The sequence below is a fragment of the Rhodococcus sp. NPDC076796 genome (assembly GCF_040702765.1).
Taxonomy (GTDB): Bacteria; Actinomycetota; Actinomycetes; order Mycobacteriales; family Mycobacteriaceae; genus Rhodococcoides.
On the sequence record NZ_JBFBMS010000015.1, the window covers coordinates 27,000 to 42,542 of the forward strand.

Below are 15,543 nucleotides of genomic sequence, written 5' to 3' on the forward strand. Positions count from 1 at the left end.
CTATCCTATTGGCTGGTGCGCGGCGTCCTCGCATCCACTGCCCGTCTGCCCGCGAGCAGCCTCGGCCGACGCGGTCCGCGCAGGCTCTGAGCACGCTCTCAGGCAGAGAACGTACAGTGAGGGCGCTATGCGCCGACGCTCATCCAATGTTGCCGTCACCAGCAGATACGCAGCACCAGCGCAACCGACCACCACCTTTCCTCGACTGAGAGAGCAACTACAGCGATGCCAACGGGTCCCGACAAAGGCAGTCAGAACAAGTCGGCTGCGAAGGCAGACAAAGCCATCAATGCAGCCAACAAGAAGTCAGCTCGCAAGAAGAAGGGCGGCGTGCCCACTGCCACGGGCAGGCAGATTCCCTGGCTGACGGTTGCCGGTGTCGTCGTTGTCGTCGGTCTCGTTGCCGGCCTCGGGATCAATCTTTATCCGAAGTACCAGGACCGAGCCGAGGCGCAGAAGTTCGAGCCCAGCGAGGCCAATCAGGATCCATCGACCGGCATCGAGGGCGTGACGATGCAGGAGTACCCGGCCGCTCTGCACGTCGGGCGCACGCAGCGAGTCGCCTACGACCAGTCGCCGCCGTTCGGTGGACCGCACGATGCCGTGTGGGCCACCTGCACGGGAATCGTCTATCCCGAGGCCATTCGTACCGAGAATGCGGTGCACTCCCTCGAGCACGGTGCCGTCTGGGTCACCTACAACCCCGACGATCTGAATGCGGACCAGGTCCAGACCCTTGCCGATCGCGTCGACGGCGAAACGCAAATGATGATGTCGCCGTACCCCGGTCTCGACTCCCCGGTCTCGCTGCAGTCCTGGGGCCACCAGCTCAAGTTGGACAGCGTGGACGACGAACGCATCAGCCAGTTCATCTCCGCTTTGCGCCTGAACCGCTTCGCCTACCCCGAGGTCGGTGCCAGCTGCGCATCGGTGCCGGGCACAGGTGACAACGCCTTCGATCCGGACAACCCACCGCTGTTCGATGCCTCCGCGCCCGGCCCGGATGCGGTGCCGATGGACGGTGCAGGAATCACTCCCGACGCCAGCGAGACCGGCGGGGCCGGCGGAATGCAGCTGCCGAGCGATCTCCAGATCCCCACCAACTGATGACCGACCCGACACCGACCGAGGATGCGGCAGCCACCACGTCCGCGACCAAACCGAGTCAGCGCACCGCCCTGGTGGCGTTGGCGCTGATCGCCGTCCTGGCGATCGGCTTTGCCGTGGGCTTTCTGGTGCAGAGCCCATTGGGCGGCGACGACAGTGCACCCGCCGCGGACTCGGTAGATGTCGGTTTCGCTCAGGACATGACCGTGCACCACAACCAAGCCATCGAGATGGCCGCGGTGGCGTTGACCAATGCTCCCGATCAGGCCGTCAAGAGCCTGGCCTTCGACATGCTCACCTCGCAGCAGAACCAGGTGGGACAGATGCAGGGTTGGTTGGCTCTGTGGGATCGAGCACCGATCTCGACCGACGGCTATATGAACTGGATGGCCGAGGACGACTCGCACGGTCACTCGATGGGCGGGATGTCCATGGATCCCGGATCCTCGGATCCCACCCGGGCCATGCCGGGCATGGCCAATTCGACCGAACTCGCCGCTCTTCGCCAGGCCACCGGCTCGGACGTCGACGTGATGTTCCTCCAACTCATGCTGCGCCACCACGAGGGCGGCCTGGCGATGATGGAGTACGCGCAGACTCACGCGCAGTCGCCTGCGGTGATCAATCTGGCGAAGTCCATGGTTGCCACTCAGACCAGCGAGTCGACGCTGATGAAGCAGATGCTCGCCGAGAAGGGTGCGCAGCCGCTGCCCGAGGGGTGATTTCGACTCCCGTCGCACATGCGCTAGTCTTTCGTACAGCCCAACAGGCACACCGGTTCGTCCGGTGCGCCCCCGTAGCTCAGGGGATAGAGCGTTCGCCTCCGGAGCGAAAGGCCGCAGGTTCGAATCCTGCCGGGGGCACACATCTTTCACGCACGTCACCGTCGTACGGTGACTGCTCGAACGAGACGGTGGACTTCGATGTCCGAGAATCTCCCCCGAGTCGAGACCATCGTCGACGATTTGTACTCACTCCCTCCCGCCGATTTCGTCTCGCATCGTGCCGGATATGTCGCCCGGTTCAAGAAAGCCGGCGACAAAGCCGGTGCCACCCGCATCGGTGCCCTCCGCAAGCCCACGGTCGTGGCGTGGTTGGTGAACACACTCGCTCGGCGAGACGAATCGGCGCTAGCGGAACTGTTCGATCTGGGTGAGCAACTCGAACGAGCCCAGCAGCGCGGCGACGGACCCCGACTGCGTGAATTGTCCACTGCTCGAAGCACTTCTATACGCGCCCTGACCGATCGAGCAGTCTCGCTGGGACGCGGCCTCGGCGCGACCGTCGGCGACAACGCTGCCCGCGAGATCTCCAACACCCTGAACGCAGCGATGGCCGATGCCGAGATACGCGACCGCGTCCGTACCGGCAGAACCGTGGTGGCCGAAACGTACAGCGGCTTCGGGCCTGCGCTGCTCTCCCTCGTTCCCGACCCGCCCGACGATGACGATGACGAATCCGACCCAGCGTCTCCGGAGATCGAGGACGACCGGCAGAAAGCCGACGAGGCCGAGCGGAACCGACTGCTCGCCGAACTCGACTCGGCCGAATCCGATCTCGATGCCGCTCGAACCGAAGCCGACGAAGCCCAGGCCGACACCGAACGAACGGCGTCCGAACTACGAAGCGCTGCAGCGGAAGTAGAGCGAATCGAGGCCGAACTGGAGGCAGCCAAAGCCGCAGCGCAGGCTGCGCGAGAAGCAAACGAGGCCAGTGTCGTACAGGCGGAGTCGACGGCGGAGGCAGTCGAGGCGGCCCGCGCCCGGGTCGCCGAAGCCCAGTCGGCCCTCGAACAATTGACCTGACCTACCCTGACGGGGTGACCACACGCTGGCAAGCCGAGAACTCCGCAGACGATTCCGCGCGGTACATCGAGCGATTCGACCGCCTGGCCGAACGCGGCGTGGATCTGCACGGCGAGGCCCGCATGGTCGACGCGGTCGTCTCCCCCGCGTCGAGCATTCTCGATGCCGGATGCGGCACCGGCCGACTCGGGGTGGAGTTGGCCCGACGCGGACACCGTGTGACCGCAGTGGATCTCGATCCGGTGCTGGCCGAGGCCGCGCGAGCACACCCGGAACTCGACGTGCATGTCGCCGATCTGACGACGCTCGATCTGGGATGGACGTTCGACGCGGCCGTGGCAGCGGGCAACGTACTGGTCTTCATGAAGCCCGGCACCGAACGCGCAGCGCTCCAACGTATCTGGGCCCACCTGACCGACGGCGGGGTGTTCGTCACCGGATTCGCCACCGATCGCGAGTACACCGTCGACATGCTCGACGAGGACCTGGCGGCGGTCGGTTTCGTCCTCGAGCACCGATTCGCGACGTGGGATCTGCGGCCCTGGCGCGCCGACGCGGACTGGGCCGTCACCGTGGCACGAAAGCCGACTCTGCTGGCCTGAGACGAAACGAATCGACCCTTTCGATCACCATGATTCGAATACCGAGGGTTGATTCGGACGCCCACGGGAAGACTGTGCGTCATGAAGGAACACATGGCGAAGCTGCGGGAATCGTTCTGGTTCATTCCTGCCGTCCTCGGAGTTGTCGCACTCGTGCTCGCGCAGGCCCTGGTGAGTCTCGATCGCTATCTGCTCGATACTCGCGTGGATCTGACGGGCTCGTTGCTCTATCACGTGGGTGCCAGTGGCAGCCGCGACATCCTCGGTGCCATCGGCGGCTCGATGCTCGGTGTGGCCGCGACGTCGTTCTCCATCACCATCTCGGTTCTCGCCACCGCCAGTTCTTCGTACGGCCCCCGCCTGGTGCGCAACTTCATGGCCGATCGCGGCAACCAGGTGGTGCTCGGCATCTTCGGTGCCACGTTCCTGTATTCGCTGATGGTGCTGCGGTCGATTCGCTCGATCGAATCCGACGGGTCGGTCTTCGTCCCGGACATCGCCGTCAACGTTGCCGTTGCGCTCGCGGTGGTCGACGTGGGTGTGCTCGTCTACTTCATCCATCACATCGCGCAGTCGATCCAGGTGGCGACGCTGTCCGGCCGTGTCCGAGACGAACTGTCGGAGTCCGTCGACGCGCTGTACCCGCCCGAGCAACCCGCTGATGCAGCGTCGGCGGAGGGCATCGTCAAGCCGCCCGTCTACACCACGGTGTTGGCCGAGGAGTCCGGCGTGATCATCGACATCGACGAAAACGGCTTGCTGGACATCGCTGCCGACACCGACACATTGATCGACATCCATCGAGTGCCCGGTGAACATGTCGTTGCAGGTGAGCCGCTGGCCGATGTTCTGGCCGATCGCTCGGCCGACATCTCCGACGATGCGTTCGCGCGAGTTCGAGGGTCGTTCGACATCGGCACCAGTCGAACACCCCGGCACGACATCGCTTTCGCCGTCGAGCAGATGACCGAAATGGCGGTGCGCGCCTTGTCGACGGGGGTCAACGATCCGTACACGGCACGCAACGCCATCGACGATCTCACGGTCGGACTCGTCGCGGTCGTCCAGCGCCCCATGCCCTCTCGTGCTCGCTGCGGCTCCGACGGCACCGTGCGGGTGATCACCCGCCGCGTCGCCGTTCCGTCGCTGATCGACCACGCCCTCGATGCCGTGCGGATCTACGGCACCGGCAGCCCGATGGTGGTGCAGGCAGGCATACGTCTCGCCGAGCGAGTCGGTCGCGCGGCACAGTCATCAGAGAACGTCGACGCCGTACTGACCCAACTGGAGCTGCTGGACAGCGCGTTGGCATCGGGCGACGCCGACACCGCCCGCACAGCCGATGCCCGAGAGCAGATCTCGCGCGCAACAACCGCGATCACCGATCGGGTTCCCCTCGCAGTACCTCGCGTCGTGATTCGGTAGACGCCATAACCGGACACCGTGGGAGGATGGTCGGTATGCCAGCACCGTCTCCGCTTCCCCTCGATCCCATTGCAGAGGCACACCGCCAGTGGACCGAGCACGGGTGGTCCGAGGCCGCCGACGGTATGGCAGCAGTGACGTCGTTGATGCGCGCGCAGCAGATCATGCTCGCCCGAGTCGAGGAAGCGTTGAAGCCGACGGGGCTGACCTTTTCGCGCTACGAGTTGCTGACGTTGTTGACCTTCACCAAGAACGGCGCTCTGCCGATGGCGAAGGCGAGCGCACGTCTGCAGGTTCATCCCACGAGTGTGACCAACGCTGTCGATCGCCTCGAGTCGGTGGGATACGTTCGACGCATCCCGCATCCGAGCGATCGGCGCACCACGCTGGTCGAAATCACCGAGCAGGGACGCACGTTGGCAGTCGAGGCCACCGAGCGCCTGAACTCGCTGGTCTTCGCACGCCCCGGGCTGGCGCGTGACAAGTTGATGGCGCTCGTCCGGATCCTGGCGGAACTGCGTTCGGATGCAGGCGATTTCGACAGTGATGACATAACCACATCGTTCTGAGTTCGATGGTGACTCGTCACAAGACAATGGCACACCCGTACCGTTCGTGGTGCAATGGCACCGGGAACAGGGCGGAGTCGATCTGCTGAAGGGCGGGGCGGGGTGCTGGTGTTGGGGGTCGGGGCGGGTGCGCACGGTGCACGCGCAATTCTGACGTATCTGGACAGCCCCCACCGCACACCCATCGTGTCGCGGACGGTGCGCCGCGCTCCCGGTCAGTCGCTGTCCACCACGATCGCCACCGGCGTCGACGCAATCCACTCCATCGCCGCGACGATGTCCCTCCCGGTGCAGTTCTCGGCCATCGCCTACCGGGTTGCCACCGATCCCGGCTCGGTCGCCACCCGAGGCACGGCCCGCACGGCATCGCTCGTTCCGGAAACCGCTGCGCAAGTGCGCTATCTGCGTTTCATCGGACTGGTACCCAATCACGGCGTCACCGTGTTGTGCGACATCGGAAGCACCGGAACCACGGTCACCGTCATCGATCTCGCGTCCACTCGCACCCTCATGACGCGGCGCACCGCCACGTTCTGCGGCGACGATCTCGATCACTCGGTTCGTAGGCTGCTCTCGTCCAACGGCGTTCGCGTCGGAATCGACGCCAGCCGATCCATCAAGGAGCAACTGAGCGTCGACTCCGTCGTCAGCACCACCGATGCATCCGGCGCTGCACGGCATGTGCTGACCCGACGCGACTTCGACGATCTGATCGCCGGACCGGTGCGGTACGCGGGCATGCTGGTGGAGCAGACCATCGAATTGTCCGGTGCCCGACCGCAATCCATCGTCGTGGTCGGCGGCGGCGCGAACATCACCTCGATAGCGCGGTCTCTCGAGCTGAGGACCGGCCTGACGACGCTGGTGCCGTCGATGCCGGAGTTGGTCTCGGCCCGTGGGGCCGCCCTCCTGTCCCCGGACAGATAGGGCGGCCCAGGAGTGGAGCCCGCGGAACGACCCGACAGAGCGGCCCCCTACCGGTGCTGGAAGTTTGGTGTCCGCTTCTCGATGAAGGCCGACATGCCTTCCTTCTGATCCTCGGTGGCGAAGGTCGAGTGAAACACGCGGCGCTCGAACAGAACACCCTCGCGCAGGCTCGACTCGAACGATCGGTTCACCGCTTCCTTCGCCATCATGGCGACCGGTAGCGACATCTCGGCGATGGTGGTCGCGGTCGCGATGGCGTCGTCGAGCAGATCGGCGACCGGCACGATGCGCGAGACCAATCCTGCTCGCTCGGCTTCCTCGACCTTCATGTTGCGACCGGTCAAGCACATCTCCATGGCCTTGGCCTTGCCCACCGCACGCGTCAGGCGCTGCGACCCGCCGATTCCCGGAATGACACCGAGCTTGATTTCGGGTTGTCCGAATACCGCGGTGTCCGAGGCGATCAGAACATCACACAGCATCGCGAGTTCACACCCGCCGCCGAGTGCGTAGCCGGAAACCGCCGCGATCAGAGGTGTACGAGCCGATGCCAGTCGATCCCAGGCGGCGAAGAAGTCGTCGAGGTACACGTCCATGTAGGACTTGGGCTGCATCTCCTTGATGTCGGCCCCGGCCGCGAAGGCCCGCTCGGAGCCGGTGATCAGGATTGCACCGATGTCGGAGTCCGCGTCGAGTTCCTCGACCACCGAGACGACTTCACGCATCAGCTCGGAGTTGAGCGCGTTCAACGCCTTGGGACGGTTGAGCGTGATGATGCCGACGCGTCCCCGACGCTCGAGCAGAATGGTCTCGTAGTCACTCACAGGCCTGCTCCGTTCGAGCGCTCGCGGATGTCGTTGATGATGCCGGAGAAGTCGACATCGGTGCCGCCCCCGGACGTTTCCTTGAATCGAGCGTACAACTCGGCTGCCCGAAGGCCGAGGACGCCCTCGACACCGTTGTCGCGCAGTGCATTGGCAGCCAGACCCAGGTCCTTGTCCATGAGAGCCGCAGCGAAGCCAGGCTTGTACTCGTTGTTGGCGGGGCTCGTCGGAACCGGTCCGGGCACCGGGCAGTTCGTGGTCAGTGCCCAGCATTGACCGGACGCAGTCGAGGCCACATCGAACAGTGCCTGGTTGCTCAGCCCCAGCTTCTCCCCCAGCACGAAGGCCTCACTGATGGCGATCATCGACACTCCGAGGATCATGTTGTTGCAGATCTTGGCGGCCTGGCCGTTGCCCGCCGCACCGCAGTGCACCACCTTGCGACCCATGACATCGAGAACCGCTGCAGCAGAGGCGAAATCCTCCTCGGATCCGCCGACCATGAAGGTCAACGTTCCCGCGGCCGCGCCCCCGACACCGCCGGAAACCGGCGCGTCGAGACTGCGGTGGCCGGCCTCGTGCACAAGCTTGTGCGCGGCGTGGGCGTCGGCGACGTCGATGGTCGAGGAATCGATGAACAACGTGCCCGGCGCGGCAGCAGGCAGCAGGTCCGCGTACAACCCGAGTACCAGCCTGCCGTTGGGCAGCATCGTGATCACGATGTCGGCATCGGCGACGGCGGCCACGGCCGATTCCACCACGGTGACACCGTCCTTCGTAGCCTGCTCCAGCGCCGCGGGTACCAGATCGAAGCCCTGCACCGTGTAGCCGGCGGCAGCCAGATTGGCGGCCATCGGTCCACCCATGTGGCCGAGGCCGATGAAGCCGATCGTCTTCTCGCTCATGACTGCTCACCTTCTGTGTGTTCGTTCGACAGGCCCAGCTCCGCGTCCCCGAGAGGCGCGAAGTACCGGTCGACGTCCTCGGGCGTGACGTCTGCCAACGTACGCGGTTGCCATTGCGGGTTGCGGTCCTTCTCGACCACCTGTGCTCGAATTCCCTCGACGAGGTCGTGGCTGGACAGCGACGCGACCGACACGCGGTATTCCTCGTCGAGTACCGCCTCCAGCGTCGGCAGCGTCGCTGCCCGACGCAGCGATCTCAGTGTCACTGCCAGCGACACAGGCGATTTGGACGCAATGTCCTCCGCCGACTTCTGCGCCTCTGGCACTGGGCTGGCGGCCAGAGCGTCCACGATGCCCTGCACGTCGTCACCGGCGTAGCACTCGTCGATCCATTCCTGCTGACCGACAACTGTGGACTCCGGTGCCGGCTCGCTGAACGTCGCGACGGCCTCTCCGACGCTGACCGTCTCGAGTGCCGAGTAGAAGTCCTCCAGCTTGTCGGAGGGGATGTAGTGATCGGCGAAGCCGACCGCGATGGCGTCGGCGGCATTCATCCGCGCCGTGGTGAGCGCGAAGTGGGTGCCGATCTCGCCCGGTGCACGCGAGAGTAGGTACGTGCCACCCACATCGGGAACGAAACCGATTCCAACCTCGGGCATCGCGATCTTCGATCGCTCGGTGACGATTCGAGTGTTGGCATGAGCCGAGAGCCCGACGCCTCCGCCCATAACGATGCCGTCCATGATGGCAACGAACGGCTTGGGGAACCGAGCGATCGCGGCGTTGAGGATGTATTCCTCGCGCCAGAAGTCCTTGCTACCGCTGCCACCGTCCTTGGCGTCGTGGTAGATGGAGACGATATCGCCGCCGGCGCACAGTCCGCGCTCACCTGCTCCGGTCAGCAGAACGACGTCGACTGCGTCGTCGGTTGCCCACTGCGCCAATGCCGGTGCGATCTCCCGCACCATCGCATGATCGAGCGCGTTGATGGCTTTGGGGCGGTTCAGGGTGATCCGACCGATACCGCCGGAGACCTCGAGGATCACGTCGCTCATGCGGCACCCACGATCGATCGAGCGACGACCACCCGCATGATCTCGTTGGTGCCTTCCAGAATCTGGTGCACCCGAAGGTCACGAACTATCTTCTCGACGCCGTATTCGCTGAGGTAGCCGTAGCCGCCCAGCAGTTGCAGCGCTCCGTTGGCGACCTCGAATCCGGTATCGGTTCCGAAACGCTTAGCCATCGCGCACATTTCGACCTTGTCCGAAGCGTCGTTCTGCAATGCGTCCGCGGCCCGCCACAGCAGCGTGCGGGCGGCCTCTAGTTCGGTCTTGAAATCGGCAAGTCGGAACTGGAGCGCCTGCGCATCGAGCAACCGCGCGCCGAACGCCTTGCGCTCGGAGAGGTAGGCAACGGCCTTGTCGAGAGCGGACTGCGCTCCGCCGATCGAACACGCGGCGATGTTGATGCGCCCGCCGTTGAGTCCGTTCATCGCGATACGGAACCCGTCGCCCTCGCTGCCGAGCAGGTTCTCGGCCGGGATGCGGACTCCTTCGAGAACGACCTGCCGGGTGGGCTGGGCATTCCAGCCCATCTTCTTCTCGTTGGCTCCGAACGAGAGTCCCGCGGAGTCCTTCGGCACGATGAACGCCGAGATGCCGCGCGGCCCTGGTGCACCGGTGCGCGCCATCACGACGTACACCTCGGATGTGCCTGCGCCGGAAATGAATTGCTTGACGCCGTCCAACACGTATTCGTCGCCGTCGCGCACCGCCTTGGTGCCGAGCATCGCGGCATCGGATCCCGCGCCGGGCTCGGTGAGGCAGTAGCTCCCCAGCTGGTCCATCGTGCACAGTCCCGGGAGCCAACGTTGCCGTTGCTCGTCGTTGCCGTAGGTGTCGATCATCCAGGCGACCATGTTGTGAATGGAGATGTATGCAGCGATGGACGGGTCACCGGTGGCCAGCTGCTCGAAGATCCGCACCGAGTCGACTCTGGTCAGACCCGATCCACCCACATCCTCGCGAATGTAGATGCCGCCCATTCCCAGTCCCGCTGCCTTGCGCAGCACGTCGACCGGAAAGTGTTTCTGCTGATCCCATTCGATGGCATTCGGTGCCAGGAACTCGTCGGCGAATTCGCGAGCGGTGTCGTTGATCGCTCGCTCGTCCTCGTTCAAGGTGAACATCGCCGGATCAGTCCATGTTCGGAATGACGAAGTGATTCTGCGCTGCAGCCTCTTTGGTGCCCGACGGCCAGCGCTGGGTGACCGTCTTGGTCTTGGTGTAGAAGCGGATGGAATCGGGTCCGTGCTGGTTCAGATCGCCGAATCCCGAACGCTTCCAACCACCGAACGTGTGGTACGCGATCGGCACCGGAATCGGTACGTTGACTCCGACCATGCCCACCTGTACGCGGGAGCAGAAGTCTCGCGCAGTGTCGCCGTCACGGGTGAAGATGGAGACGCCGTTGCCGTATTCGTGCTCGGTGGGCAGACGCAGCGCATCCTCGTAGTCCTTCGCGCGGACGACGATCAGGACGGGTCCGAAGATCTCTTCCTTGTAGATCCGCATGTCGGTGGTCACCTTGTCGAACAGCGTTGCGCCGGCGAAGAATCCGTTCTCGTGGCCTTCGAGGCTGAAGCCGCGTCCGTCAACGACGAGCTCGGCTCCCTCGTCCACACCGATCTGGGTGTAATCGTTGACTCGCTTGAGCGCATCGCTGCCCACGAGCGGGCCGAAGTCCGCGTTCTCGTCATCGGAGCGACCGATCTTCAGCTTCGCCACGCGCTCGGTCAGCTTGGCGACCAACGCGTCGGCGGTCTCCTCCCCGACCGGAACCGCGACGGAAATCGCCATGCAGCGCTCGCCTGCCGAACCGTAGGCGGCACCGAGCAGAGCGTCGGCGACCTCGTCGAGGTCGGCGTCGGGCATCACGAGGGCGTGGTTCTTGGCTCCACCGAAGCACTGTGCGCGCTTGCCGTGCTGGGCTGCCGTCTCGTAGATGTACTGCGCGATGGGCGTCGAGCCGACGAAGCCGATCGCCTTGACGCGGTCGTCGGTGAGCAACACATCGACGGCATCCTTGCCGCCGTTGACGACGTTGAACACACCCGGCGGCAGTCCTGCTTCGAGGAAGAGCTCGGCAAGCTTGAGTGGGACGGACGGGTCGCGCTCGGAGGGCTTGAGGATGAACGCGTTTCCGCAGGCGATGGCCGGTCCGGCCTTCCACAGGGGAATCATCGCGGGGAAGTTGAACGGGGTGATTCCGGCTACGACGCCGAGCGGCTGACGCATCGAGTAGACGTCGATTCCGCCGCCTGCACCTTCGGTGTACTCGCCCTTGAGCAGATGCGGGACGCCGACGGCGAACTCGACGACCTCGACGCCACGCTGGATGTCACCCTTGGCGTCGGCGATCGTCTTGCCGTGCTCGGACGACAGCAGACGGGCGAGCTCTTCCATATCGCGAGTGACCAAGGCGAGGAACTTCATGAGCACCCGCGCACGACGCTGCGGGTTCCACTTGGCCCATTCACGTTGGGCCTGTTCGGCATCGGCGATGACGGCCTCGACCTCCGATACGTCGGCCAGGGGAACCCGGGCCTGAACCTCGCCGGTGTTGGGGTCGAAGACGTCCCCGAAGTTTCCGGAGGTGCCTGCGACATGCTTGCCGCCGATGAAGTGCGTGAGTTCGCGAGCCATGGAGTTTGTCCGTCCTCGAGCGTGGAAGTGAAGTACGCCCATCCTATAGTCGGATGTCCATGTAAGTCCAGGAGTCGTCACATCCGGTCGTAGAACTGCCTCAGATCGGCACCGGCGCGACTGACCTCGGCCTCGGTGGAGCCGTCGGCGCGGAAGATGCGGCGCAGGATCAACGGATCGAGATCGTCTATCGCAGGAGCGAACGTCACCTGGGGAAGTTCGGGGAACGACGCGCGATCGGCGAACCAGTCATCGGGGTCGAACTCGTCGTCCGCATCACCGACGCCCTCGATCAGTTGATCGAGATCGACTCCACGCAGCGTCAGGATGGTGGCGGCGGACGCGTCGATGTGCTCGGCGGCGATGTACATCAGAGCCGCCGCGTGTTTGCAGGGCCACCCGTCGTCGGGGCATGTGCAGTCGAAATCGAGCTGCCCCTTGTCGTGCGGCAGCAATACCGACGCCAACGCCTGCGGAATGGCATTGGAGGCCAGCTCGGCCAGCATGCCGGGGTTCGATCGCACCCTGCCGACCAGTGCGGCAACCTCACCCTGCGTGAGCGGGTCTACGGTGACCGAGGCCGAGAACGGCTCGAGCTGACTGCCCTGCACCTCGCCGTAAATCTGCCCGCGCTCCACCCCGAGAGTGAGCACCTGCCCTTGGCGCGCATACGTTCTGCCCCGAGCGATCCGACCCGGATCCGCGAGGTCCTCCATGGCCGCCACGAAATGCCTGCCCCACCACGTCTGCCCGAAGGCACCGCGCTTGTTCCTGGACTCGATGCCGCCCTTGGCTTTTCGACGCTTTCCGTACTGCGAGAAGTCGACCATCACTCCCCCACCGCATCCTCGCTGAGGCGGAACAGTTCCTGCAGCTCCGCGGTGTCCATTTCGGTCACCCAGTTCTCGCCGGTGCCCACCGCCAGATTCGCCAGATCCTGCTTGGAGACGAGCATCGAGTCGATCCGTTCCTCCACGGTGCCCACGCACAGCAGTTTGCGCACCTCGACGTTCTTGCGCTGTCCGATGCGAAAGGCCCGGTCCGTCGCCTGATTCTCCACCGCCGGATTCCACCAACGATCGAGATGAACGACATGATTGGCGGCCGTGAGATTCAGCCCGGTGCCGCCGGCCTTGAGCGAGAGCATCATGATCGGCGGACCGTCGTCGCTCTGGAACTTCTCCACCATCTCGTCGCGCTTGGCCTTGCTCACGCCGCCGTGCAGGAACGGCACCTCGGTCCCGAATCGCTCGGCGAAGTACGGTGCCACGAGCTCACCGAACTCCCGGAATTGCGTGAACAGCAACGCTTTCTCGTTGTCGCCCAGAATCGAATCGAGCATGTCCTCCACCAAACCGATCTTGCCCGAGCGATGCTGCCCCCTCTTGAGCACCGGAGAGCCGTCGGACAGGAAATGGGCGGGGTGATTGCACACCTGCTTGAGACGAGTGAGCGCGGAGAGCACGGCACCCTTGCGCTTCATGCCCTTCGCGTCGGCGATCTGCGCCATCATCTCGTCGACGACCGCCTTGTACAGCGCGGCCTGCTCGGCCGTGAGGTTGGCGCGCACGGTCATCTCGTTCTTCTCGGGCAGATCCGAGATGACCGTCGGGTCGGTCTTGACGCGGCGCAGAATGAACGGCGAGGTGATGGCGCGCAGACGCGAGACCGCGTTCTCGTCGTTCTCGCGCTCGATCGGAACCGAGAATCGCTTTCGAAAGTCCGACGGCCTACCGAGCATGCCCGGGTTGGCGAAGTCGAGAATGGACCGCAGCTCGTCCAGGCGATTCTCGACCGGTGTTCCGGTGAGCGCCAACTTGTGATCCGCGGGGATCGCGAGCGCCGCCTTGGCCTGCACGGTGCCCGAGTTCTTGATGTGTTGCGCCTCGTCGAGGACCACACGACGCCACGTCTGCTCCGCCAACTGCGCACGATCCTTGGCCATCAGCGCGTACGTGGTGACGATCAGATCGTGTTCGGCAATTGCCCGGTCGAGCTCCTCGCCCTTCGACCGGGCCGGCCCGTGATGCACCAGCACTCGCAGAGCCGGGGTGAATTTCGCCGCCTCACGCTGCCAGTTGCCGACCACCGACATCGGTGCCACCAGCAGCGTCGGCGTCGAACTCTTCTCGTGCGCGAGCAGTGTCAGTACCTGCAGAGTCTTGCCGAGCCCCATGTCGTCGGCGAGCACCGCCCCGAGACCGAGCCGACTCATGAACGCGAGCCAATCGAGCCCGCGCTGCTGATACGGCCGCAGAGTCGCGTTCACACCGGGCGGTACCGGGATCGTCGCCGGCACCGCACCGGGCTCGAGCAACGTGGCCGCCCATCCCGAGGCTCGAATGTCCTGGACCGGAGCCGGCGGCGGATCGGCCAGCGTCATCTCGCGCATCAGCGTGCTCAGCGCCGTCCCGTCGCCGTGATGCTCGGCGACGTACTTTGCGGCTCGCGCGAGCTGACCGCCGTCGGCCAGCACCCACTGACCGCGCAGCCGCACGAGATCGCCCTTCGAGACGGCGAGTCTGTTCATCTCCGCCTCGGTCAGCACCATGTCGCCGAGTTGGAGCTGCCAGTCGTAGGACACCAGCTCGTCCATGCCGACCGCACGATCGGCGGCCGCTTTCGTCACCGCGGGCGAATCGACGCGCAGCCTCATCGACGGATCCAGCCTCGTCCAGGCCCGAGGTAGCAGAACCGTCGTTCCGGTGGCCTGCAGTGCCGTCGCACCGTGTTCGACGAGGTCGATGACCACCGACGTCGGAAGCAACAGGTCGAGGGTGCCTTCCTGAGACGGCAGATCACGCAGTCTCGGGTACGCCGCCACGGCCTCGCCGAGCTTGCGCACGGCGATCGAGAGCAGGGTGGCATCGACCTTGCGGCTCATCGGAACCGGCCGCGGCGCTTCACCATCGGCTCGTAGACACACCTGCAGCGTCCAGTACGACTCCACTGCTTCCTCGGAGGAACCGTCGACGGCGTCATCGTCGTCATCGGGTTCGAGCAGGCGTAGCACCAGGGACGGCTCGTCGACGGTGAGGCTTCCGCGCCAGTTCTCGAGCAACGTCGAGATCTGTTGCGTGCCATCTGGATACGGGTCGTCGCGAATCAGAGCAGACAACAGCGAATGCTCCGAGTCGGGTCGACCCAGAACCGATCTGACGATCGGATCGGTGAGCTCCTCCACGATGTCGTCGAGGATCTTCTTGGGTCGCTCACCCGCACGCTGCACCGACGGCATGGCGACGGCGAGTTCGCTCAGCCAGGCCCGTTGACGCTCACCCCCGACCAGACGCCACCGTGGCCACCACTGCCCGTCCATCAATTTCAGGGCCGGAACGACGCGACCGCCGCGGACCCAGCGTTCGATTCCGCGGGCGACGTGTGCCAGGTAGCGGAGGTCACCGGAGATCGACGCGTGCTCGGACGGCGTCCGCAGCAAGAGATCGGCTGCGTCGTGCGGGGCGAGCGCGATGGCCGGAACCTGCACCGGGGCCTGCGCGGTGGCACTGCGTCCGGACGCCGGCAACGAGACATCGGCACGGTGCCGAAACGTCCGGGTGAGAACGTGCGCGTGGGTCGGCGGCAGATCCGGTTCCTCGCCGCTGCTGATCTCGTCGTCCCACAGCATCAGCCCGGCACCGGGAGACCAGAGACCGTGCAGCATCGGTCCAT

At 65.0% G+C, this 15,543-nt stretch carries 14 protein-coding genes and 1 tRNA gene; 8 read left to right on the forward strand and 7 right to left on the reverse strand.

Going from position 1 to position 15,543, the window contains the following annotated elements:
• Positions 1-225: 225 nt before the first annotated feature.
• The 8 genes from AB0366_RS25485 to AB0366_RS25520 all read left to right on the forward strand — a co-directional run bounded on the left by AB0366_RS25485 (position 226) and on the right by AB0366_RS25520 (position 6,435).
• A complete protein-coding gene (locus tag AB0366_RS25485) occupies positions 226-1,107 on the forward strand; it encodes a DUF3105 domain-containing protein (RefSeq protein ID WP_366246444.1) in 882 nt (293 codons plus the stop codon).
• Positions 1,107-1,829: a DUF305 domain-containing protein gene (locus AB0366_RS25490; RefSeq protein WP_366246445.1), complete on the forward strand. Its 723-nt coding sequence runs from the start codon at positions 1,107-1,109 to the stop codon at positions 1,827-1,829. Before AB0366_RS25485 ends, AB0366_RS25490 begins: the two co-directional genes overlap by 1 nt.
• Before the next feature lie 68 nt (positions 1,830-1,897).
• A tRNA-Arg gene (locus AB0366_RS25495) sits at positions 1,898-1,970 on the forward strand.
• 60 nt (positions 1,971-2,030) lie between these two features.
• The gene (locus tag AB0366_RS25500) at positions 2,031-2,912 is read left to right on the forward strand and encodes a hypothetical protein (protein WP_366246446.1); all 882 of its coding nucleotides are present in this window, start codon (positions 2,031-2,033) and stop codon (positions 2,910-2,912) included.
• A 14-nt stretch (positions 2,913-2,926) separates the two neighbouring features.
• Positions 2,927-3,514: a class I SAM-dependent methyltransferase gene (locus tag AB0366_RS25505; RefSeq protein ID WP_366246447.1), complete on the forward strand. Its 588-nt coding sequence runs from the start codon at positions 2,927-2,929 to the stop codon at positions 3,512-3,514.
• 81 nt (positions 3,515-3,595) lie between these two features.
• Positions 3,596-4,939 carry a DUF2254 domain-containing protein gene (locus AB0366_RS25510; protein ID WP_366246449.1) on the forward strand — a complete coding sequence of 448 codons (1,344 nt, stop codon included), beginning with the start codon at positions 3,596-3,598 and terminating at the stop codon, positions 4,937-4,939.
• A gap of 35 nt (positions 4,940-4,974) precedes the next feature.
• Positions 4,975-5,508: a MarR family transcriptional regulator gene (locus tag AB0366_RS25515; protein WP_121873715.1), complete on the forward strand. Its 534-nt coding sequence runs from the start codon at positions 4,975-4,977 to the stop codon at positions 5,506-5,508.
• A gap of 102 nt (positions 5,509-5,610) precedes the next feature.
• A complete protein-coding gene (locus AB0366_RS25520; protein WP_366246451.1) occupies positions 5,611-6,435 on the forward strand; it encodes a hypothetical protein in 825 nt (274 codons plus the stop codon).
• A 47-nt stretch (positions 6,436-6,482) separates the two neighbouring features.
• On the opposite strand, the gene AB0366_RS25525 is transcribed toward AB0366_RS25520, so the two are convergent.
• From AB0366_RS25525 to AB0366_RS25555, 7 genes are all read right to left on the reverse strand, one after another.
• Entirely contained in the window at positions 6,483-7,259 is a 777-nt protein-coding gene (locus tag AB0366_RS25525; protein ID WP_366246452.1) for an enoyl-CoA hydratase, read from the reverse strand.
• Positions 7,256-8,164, reverse strand: coding sequence for a 3-hydroxyisobutyrate dehydrogenase (mmsB, locus tag AB0366_RS25530; RefSeq protein ID WP_094633230.1), 909 nt, complete (start codon positions 8,162-8,164; stop codon positions 7,256-7,258). Before mmsB ends, AB0366_RS25525 begins: the two co-directional genes overlap by 4 nt.
• Positions 8,161-9,219, reverse strand: a complete 1,059-nt coding sequence (locus tag AB0366_RS25535) for an enoyl-CoA hydratase/isomerase family protein (protein ID WP_366246454.1) — start codon at positions 9,217-9,219, stop codon at positions 8,161-8,163. Before AB0366_RS25535 ends, mmsB begins: the two co-directional genes overlap by 4 nt.
• Positions 9,216-10,355 carry an isobutyryl-CoA dehydrogenase gene (locus tag AB0366_RS25540; RefSeq protein WP_366246455.1) on the reverse strand — a complete coding sequence of 380 codons (1,140 nt, stop codon included), beginning with the start codon at positions 10,353-10,355 and terminating at the stop codon, positions 9,216-9,218. Before AB0366_RS25540 ends, AB0366_RS25535 begins: the two co-directional genes overlap by 4 nt.
• A 7-nt stretch (positions 10,356-10,362) precedes the next feature.
• Positions 10,363-11,871: a CoA-acylating methylmalonate-semialdehyde dehydrogenase gene (locus AB0366_RS25545; RefSeq protein ID WP_366246456.1), complete on the reverse strand. Its 1,509-nt coding sequence runs from the start codon at positions 11,869-11,871 to the stop codon at positions 10,363-10,365.
• A gap of 77 nt (positions 11,872-11,948) precedes the next feature.
• A complete protein-coding gene (locus AB0366_RS25550; RefSeq protein ID WP_366246457.1) occupies positions 11,949-12,701 on the reverse strand; it encodes an SWIM zinc finger family protein in 753 nt (250 codons plus the stop codon).
• Positions 12,701-15,535, reverse strand: coding sequence for a DEAD/DEAH box helicase (locus AB0366_RS25555; RefSeq protein ID WP_366246458.1), 2,835 nt, complete (start codon positions 15,533-15,535; stop codon positions 12,701-12,703). Before AB0366_RS25555 ends, AB0366_RS25550 begins: the two co-directional genes overlap by 1 nt.
• Positions 15,536-15,543 lie beyond the last annotated feature (8 nt).